This is a genomic window from Acrocarpospora pleiomorpha (assembly GCF_009687885.1).
Lineage (GTDB): Bacteria > Actinomycetota > Actinomycetes > Streptosporangiales > Streptosporangiaceae > Acrocarpospora > Acrocarpospora pleiomorpha.
Genome location: NZ_BLAF01000086.1, coordinates 1 through 6,413, shown reverse-complemented (window position 1 = coordinate 6,413; position 6,413 = coordinate 1). Strand labels below are relative to the sequence as shown.

General features: G+C 67.1%; 7 protein-coding genes, 1 tRNA gene and 1 rRNA gene. 5 read left to right on the top strand and 4 right to left on the bottom strand.

Going from position 1 to position 6,413, the window contains the following annotated elements; genetic code table 11:
* Positions 1 to 596: endonuclease/exonuclease/phosphatase family protein (locus Aple_RS46050; protein ID WP_170322003.1), on the top strand; the 596-nt coding region annotated here is incomplete at its 5' end.
* Here Aple_RS46050 and Aple_RS46045 read toward each other — a convergent pair.
* Complete coding sequence (locus Aple_RS46045; protein ID WP_155351128.1) at positions 589 to 1,170, bottom strand: glycosyltransferase family protein; 582 nt, start codon at positions 1,168 to 1,170, stop codon at positions 589 to 591. The genes Aple_RS46050 and Aple_RS46045 overlap by 8 nt on opposite strands.
* Complete coding sequence (locus Aple_RS46040; protein ID WP_155351127.1) at positions 1,164 to 1,679, bottom strand: M48 metallopeptidase family protein; 516 nt, start codon at positions 1,677 to 1,679, stop codon at positions 1,164 to 1,166. Before Aple_RS46040 ends, Aple_RS46045 begins: the two co-directional genes overlap by 7 nt.
* A 169-nt stretch (positions 1,680 to 1,848) precedes the next feature.
* On the opposite strand from Aple_RS46040, the gene Aple_RS46035 reads away from it, so the two are divergent.
* The 3 genes from Aple_RS46035 to Aple_RS46025 all read left to right on the top strand — a co-directional run bounded on the left by Aple_RS46035 (position 1,849) and on the right by Aple_RS46025 (position 4,378).
* Complete coding sequence (locus Aple_RS46035; protein ID WP_155351126.1) at positions 1,849 to 2,934, top strand: ThiF family adenylyltransferase; 1,086 nt, start codon at positions 1,849 to 1,851, stop codon at positions 2,932 to 2,934.
* A complete protein-coding gene (locus Aple_RS46030) occupies positions 2,931 to 4,235 on the top strand; it encodes an ABC1 kinase family protein (RefSeq protein WP_155351125.1) in 1,305 nt (434 codons plus the stop codon). Before Aple_RS46035 ends, Aple_RS46030 begins: the two co-directional genes overlap by 4 nt.
* A 66-nt stretch (positions 4,236 to 4,301) precedes the next feature.
* A tRNA-Met gene (locus Aple_RS46025) sits at positions 4,302 to 4,378 on the top strand.
* A 61-nt stretch (positions 4,379 to 4,439) separates the two neighbouring features.
* Here Aple_RS46025 and Aple_RS46020 read toward each other — a convergent pair.
* Together Aple_RS46020 and Aple_RS46015 are read right to left on the bottom strand one after the other, a co-directional pair.
* The gene (locus Aple_RS46020; protein WP_155351124.1) at positions 4,440 to 5,063 is read right to left on the bottom strand and encodes an FMN-dependent NADH-azoreductase; all 624 of its coding nucleotides are present in this window, start codon (positions 5,061 to 5,063) and stop codon (positions 4,440 to 4,442) included.
* 153 nt (positions 5,064 to 5,216) lie between these two features.
* Positions 5,217 to 5,627, bottom strand: a complete 411-nt coding sequence (locus tag Aple_RS46015; protein ID WP_155351123.1) for a hypothetical protein — start codon at positions 5,625 to 5,627, stop codon at positions 5,217 to 5,219.
* 693 nt (positions 5,628 to 6,320) lie between these two features.
* Between Aple_RS46015 and Aple_RS46010 the strand changes: the two genes are divergently transcribed.
* Positions 6,321 to 6,413: ribosomal RNA gene (locus Aple_RS46010) — 16S ribosomal RNA — on the top strand; the annotation flags it as partial.

Below are 6,413 nucleotides of genomic sequence, written 5' to 3'. Positions count from 1 at the left end.
GGCCGGACGTGCTCAGCGTGCAGGAGCTGACTCCATGGGCGGTGAACGCGCTGGAGCGGGAAGGACTGGAGCAGATCCTGCCGTACACGCATCTGATGCCCCGGCCCGCGGCCACGGGAGGCGGCCTGTACTCCCGCTTTCCGCTGACCGTCCTGCCCGACTTCGCACCCGGCCGGGGACATGTGATGCCCTACGCGCGGCTGCTCATACCGGGGGCTCCGCCCGTGGACATCGCCGCCGTGCACCCCGTCAACCCGGTGAAACAGGGCACGAAGCAGTGGCGGGCCGGCATGGCGTCGATGCCCGCCGCCGGCGGCGACGCGATCCGGATCATGGCGGGGGACTTCAACGCCACGCTCGACCACCCGGAGTTCCGCCAGGTGCTCGGCAAGGGCTACGTGGACGCGGCCGAGGCCGTCGGCGCGGGACTGGTCCCGACCTGGCCCGCCAACTGGTCGACACCCCCGATGATCACGATCGACCACGTGCTGGTCGACCCCCGGGTCCAGGTGCTCGCGGTGGACGCGCACACCATCCGGGACACCGACCATCGGGCCCTGTTCACCGACCTGCGGCTGCCCGCCTCACTCAGCTGAGCAGGTCCCGGGTGTTGTCCCAGCCTTCCAGGCCCGGATCCAGGCGGGCGATGTCGGCGGGAGTGCGCAGCCGGTGCCAGCCGGGCCCGGTCGCGACCCGGCGCGGGCCGGGAGCCTGACCGCGCAGGTGCGCGACCACGTCGGGACGGTCGAACTCGGGCGTCGCCCAGCCGGGGAAGGGCAGGCGGGCCGCGATCGCGACCGCGCCGCCGTTCTCGGCCGGGCAGACCGCGATCTCGGCCCGGCCCAGCTCCCGGAACAGCTTGCCGATCAGCAGCGGCGGCAGGTCCGGCGCGTCCGCGCTGACCACCACGGCCTCGTCGGCCGGGGGCAGCGCGGCGAACGCCTTCTCCGGCGAGCCGATCGCGATCACCGGCGTCCCCGGCCAGGCGATCTCCTCAAGCCCGGCGACGCCCGCCGACAGGATCACCGGCCGGACGAGTTCCAGCCCGGCCACGATCTCGTAGGTGTCCTCGGCCAGAGCGAGCAGGAACGCGGCACGATCCACGCCCGGCGGCGCCGCGCCACCCTGCTCGGGGGTGACGAGAACCGCCGCGATACGATCGGTCAACATTCCTCCGCTGATCCACTGGCTGCCATGGAGAATCCCTCAAGGAACCCGCGCGCCCGCTCGGCCTTGGGGTAGCGTTCCACCAGCGCCCAGAAGCGGGGGCCATGGCTGGGCACCAGCAGGTGTGTAAGCTCGTGCATGATCACATAGTCGACCACCCAGGCGGGCATGCCGCGCAACCGGGCCGACAGGCGGATCGTGCCATGGTCCGGCGTGCAGGAGCCCCAGCGGTGCAGCTGGTTCTCCACCCAGCGCACGCTCGCGGGCTCGGCCCTGCCGTCCAGGTAACGGGCCGACAGTTCGCGGGCGCGATCCAGGAGGTCGTCGTCGCTGGGCCGTTTTCGCTGTTCCTTGGCCGCAAGGCGATCGAGCATGCGCCTGACCCACTGCTCTTCATCGGTCGTGCTCAGACCAGCGGGTAGCAGCACGATGGTCTTGTCACCATCGCGATATGCGGAAACGGTTCGCCGCCGTCGTGCGCTCCGACGAACCTCGACTGTCTCGGGGGGCACATATGCAAGGTATCCGACACGCGCGGAATTCCACAGGGGGTGCACCACGTTCTCCCTGGTCAATCAGCGTTTCCCTGATGTTAAACAGCCCCGCTGACCTCTAGGGTTATCCACAGAGCGGAAAATCGGCGCTCGCCAGAAGCAAGAAGTATGGCAGGGTCACGCGCCTATGGGACTGCGTGACGCACATCCGGGGTGGCCTGCCCGCCCGCGACTGAAGCCGATCCTGCGGATGCGGGCGCGAGATCCGCGCACCCTGCAATTCGGCTCACATCCGGCCCGCGCGGTCGTCCTCGCCGACGTCGAACCGCCGGTACGGCGGCTGATCGAAGCGCTGGACGGCACCAGAACGCTGGACCAGGTCATCGCCACCAGCGAACTGGACCCGGGCACCGTGACGGAAACGATCAAGCTCCTGGCGGTTCGCGGCCTGCTCGACGACGCGTCCGTACGGCCGGACGCCACCCTCACCACAGCCGAACGCGAACGCCTCCGGCCTGACCTCGCCACCCTCTCCTTTTCTGGCATGGACGGCGGAATCGGAGCATTGGCCCGACGTCGCGACACCCAGGTGCGGATCTACGGCGCGGGCCGCGTCGGCACTCAGATCGCGATATTGCTGGCGGCGGCCGGAATCGGACACCTTTGTGTGGTGGATCCGGGTACCGCGCGCAATGACGATGTCGTCCCCGGCGGACTGGGCTGGGCCCAGGTCGGGTCACCCCGGGAAGACGGCGCCGTCGCACTGGCCCGCGCCCAGACGCCGAGCGTGAACGCCTGGCCGGGAAGGACAGCCTCCGGCCTCGGCGACGGCGCCCAGGGCCCGGATCTGGTCGTGCTGGCCCCCATGGAACCCCTGGATCCCCTCCTGATCCGGGACCTGGCCGAGCGCGGCCTGCCGCACCTGCTGGTGACCTGCCAGGAGGGCTGCGGCGGCGTCGGCCCGCTCGTGCTGCCCGGCGAGACCGCGTGCCTGGACTGCCTGGACCTCACCCGTGGCGACCGCGACCCCGGCTGGCCCGCGCTCAGGATCCGCCCCGGCGGCGAGGCGGCCTGCGACACCGTGCTGTCCGCCCTGGTGGCGAGCTTGGCCGCCGGTCATGCGCTTGCTTTCCTCGACGGCGGAAGGCCCGCTGTGAGTAATGGCACAGTAGATATTTTGCCTGATCGACGCTGGCGGCAGCGGTCCTGGCAGCCGCATCCACGGTGCTCTTGTAGTCGAAACCCCCAGGCTGCGCTAACAATGGTCGCGTGACTGACCTACCGCGCAACGCCGTGACGCGCTCGGCGAAGCTGGCGGCCCTGCCGCTCGGGTTCGCCGGGCGCACCGCACTGGGGCTGGGCAAACGGATTGGCGGCATGTCCGCGGAGATCGTCGCTCAGGAGATCCAGCAGCGGACCGCCGAGCAGATATTCAAGATCCTCGGCGAGCTCAAGGGCGGCGCGATGAAACTCGGTCAGGCGCTGTCGATCTTCGAGGCGGCGCTGCCGCCCGAGATCGCCGGGCCGTACCGGGCGACCCTCACCCGGCTCCAGGACGCGGCGCCGCCCCTGCCGGCGGCGGTCGTGCACAAGGTGCTGACCGAGCAGCTCGGCGACGACTGGCGGGAGAACTTCCTGGAGTTCGATGATCGGCCCACCGCGGCGGCGTCGATCGGGCAGGTGCACCGGGCCGTCTGGCACGACGGGCGCCAGGTCGCGGTGAAGATCCAGTATCCGGGCGCGGGCAGGGCGCTCATGTCGGACTTCAACCAGCTGGCCCGGCTGGGCAAGCTGTTCGGGGTGCTGCTGCCCGGGCTGGACATCAAGGCCGTGCTCGGCGAGCTCAAGGAGCGGGTGGGGGAGGAGCTCGACTACTTCAAGGAGGCGGAGGCGCAGCACGCGTTCGCCCTGGAGTTCAAGGACGACCCGGATTTCTCCGTGCCCGACGTGATCGCGGCCAACGAGCAGATCCTGGTGACCGAGTGGATGGACGGCACACCGCTGTCAAAAATAATCACCGAGGGCACCCAGGAACAGCGGGACCGCGCCGGGCTGCTGCTGGTGCGCTTTCTATTCGCGTCACCCGCGCGGGTGGGGATGCTGCACGCGGATCCCCATCCGGGCAACTTCCGCGTGCTCGACGACGGCCGCCTGGGCGTGCTCGACTTCGGCGCGGTCAACCACCTGCCGGACGGTTATCCGCCGGTATTCGGGCGACTTACCCGGATCTTCAACCAGGGTGACATGACGACCGTGGTCCAAGGGCTCCGGGACGAAGGATTCATCCTTCCGCACATCACGGTGGACGTGGAGGCGCTGCGCGGGTTTCTCGCGCCCTACATTGAACCGACTCAGGTGGAGGAGTTCACTTTCAGCCGGGAATGGCTACAGGCGCAGGCCGCCAGCGTGGCGGACCTGCGCCCCACCAATGTGGTCCGGCAGCTGAATCTGCCGGCGTCGTACGTGCTGATTCACCGGGTGCACGCGGCCGGAATCGGGGTGTTGTGCCAGCTTGGCACCACAGCGCGGTTCAAGGAGGAAGTGATCCGCTGGGTGCCGGGTTTCGCCGGGTAATCAGACATGTCACGCGGCTGATTTGCTTTGGTGTGAGGGCCCGGATAGTCTTGAGCTACACAACGACGCGGGGTGGAGCAGTTCGGTAGCTCGCTGGGCTCATAACCCAGAGGTCGCAGGTTCAAATCCTGTCCCCGCTACCAATAAGAAAGGTCCGGAGAAACCTCCGGGCCTTTCTTCGTTTGTGTGCGTCCAGCATGTGCGCTAGAAGGTCCTGGCGACTTCGCGGGCCGCTTCCGCGGCTTTCTTCAGTTCGGCCGGGTAGTCGCCCCACAGTGCCGGGTGAAAGCGGATGTCCTGGATGTCGCTGATTCCCGCCCAGCGCAGCCAGCCCTCGAAGTAGGGCGACTGCGCGTTCTGACCCCATTCGATCCCGAGCCCGGGAGCCCACACGGCACTCGTATAGATCACGGCCGCCCGCTTCCCGGTGAGCAGGGGGACGTATCCCCGTTCGCCGTCGATGCCGAAGACCATGCCCGGCTGGCTGACCACATCGATCAGCTGCTTGAGGATGTACGGCACGCCCCCGTTCCACATGGGGACGCTGAACAGATACCTGTCGTACGCGTCGAAACGCTTGAAGGTCGCGACCGCGGCCTCCCAGGCCGCTTCCTCCTCGCCTACGGGCGTTCCGCCGCTGAAGACGGTCATCTTGGCGCTCGCCGCGGCCGGGCCGAACGGGGGCAATGTCCCGTCCCAGAGGTCGTAGTGGTCGACCTGGACGTCGGGATGGCTGTCCTGATACTCGGCCAGGAACGCGTCGGCGATGCCACGCGAGTGTGAAGCGGACCCCCGCGGCGATGCGGAGATGTGCAGCAACCTGCTCATGAAAGACCTTCCTAATTGGACTGTGGTCCGGTTTCCGATGAAACGATATGGACCGTGGTCCGCTTAGTCAAGCGCCGAATAGGCCATGAGAGGAGCCTCCCCGCCATGACGGCCGAACGGCCGTCACAGCGTCAGGTGCGGGAGGAACCGCGCTCAGTGCGGCAGCGAGCGGCTCATTCCCACGCAACGGCGCAACCGGCTGCTGCTGGGGCCCGTCCGCCGGGGCGGCGGCGGGGTCTGACCCATGGCGGAGAGCATGGCCTGGGCCGCGGTCGCGTCGGACAGGATCCGCGACACCTCCTCGCCCGTGGGCAACTGGCCGTGCTTGGCCAACTCGTGCATCACGAAGAGCAGGGGCTCATCCGAGCCCGCCGCCTGCGCGGCCACACTCGCCCGGCTGGCGGTGAGCAGCGCGAGATAGTAGGTACGCAAGGTCGCTTCCCGCATGCGAACCTGCTCAAGGTCGTCCAGCAACTCGCGCGCAATCCGAAGAAGATCGCCCGCGTGCGTGCCCTCGGCCGTGATGTGTGCGCGGATGTCGTCGAACTCGGACCGCTGCGTCATGATGGCCACCTCCACGACAGGAGACCGGGCGTCAGGTTGGCGCCGGCGGTGACTCCCGCATCTTGATTCGTATCCCGGGACGATTGCGGTTGGCTTGACATCGGCTTGTTCACTCCTCCGTGCTGGGCCGACCGATCGACCGGTGCTACTTAGATGCGCGAGTGACCTGGATGGTTGTCAGGCGCTCGCCTGCGGTTTGCGGCGTGAGCACTCGGCGGAACTGTTAGTCTTCTGGAGTCGGTACGGCCCGGCGCAATCCACCTCCTCGTTTCCGCGGGTGAGTCGTGGGCTGACTCGGCCGAGCCGACACCCCCGATGACAAGCCCGATCTGGTAGTTGTTCGCCAAGCGGATGATGGTCTGGTAAGTTAGAGGGGTTGCCCCGGATTCGGGGTGGTCGGAATTTCTGCAGTCAGATCGGGTTAGAGTCAAGGGTTCGAAGTTGGGGCGGTTTGACAAGATCTAAACGAACTGCAAAAATATCGGACATAGCAGAGACAAAAGCTTCACAAGTTGGACGATGACGCCCCTGAGGGCAGGACCACACCATGATCGTGTTCCTCGGGTGTTCGTGTGCGTTTCTTGAGAACTCAACAGTGTGCTAAAAGCCAGTGCATGATGCACAACCCCGTCTATTTGACGGATTCCTTTGGTTGAACATTATGTTTCAGCTGGAGATCTTCTTTTCAAGCATTGTTTGGAGAGTTTGATCCTGGCTCAGGACGAACGCTGGCGGCGTGCTTAACACATGCAAGTCGAGCGGAAAGGCCCTTCGGGGTACTCGAGC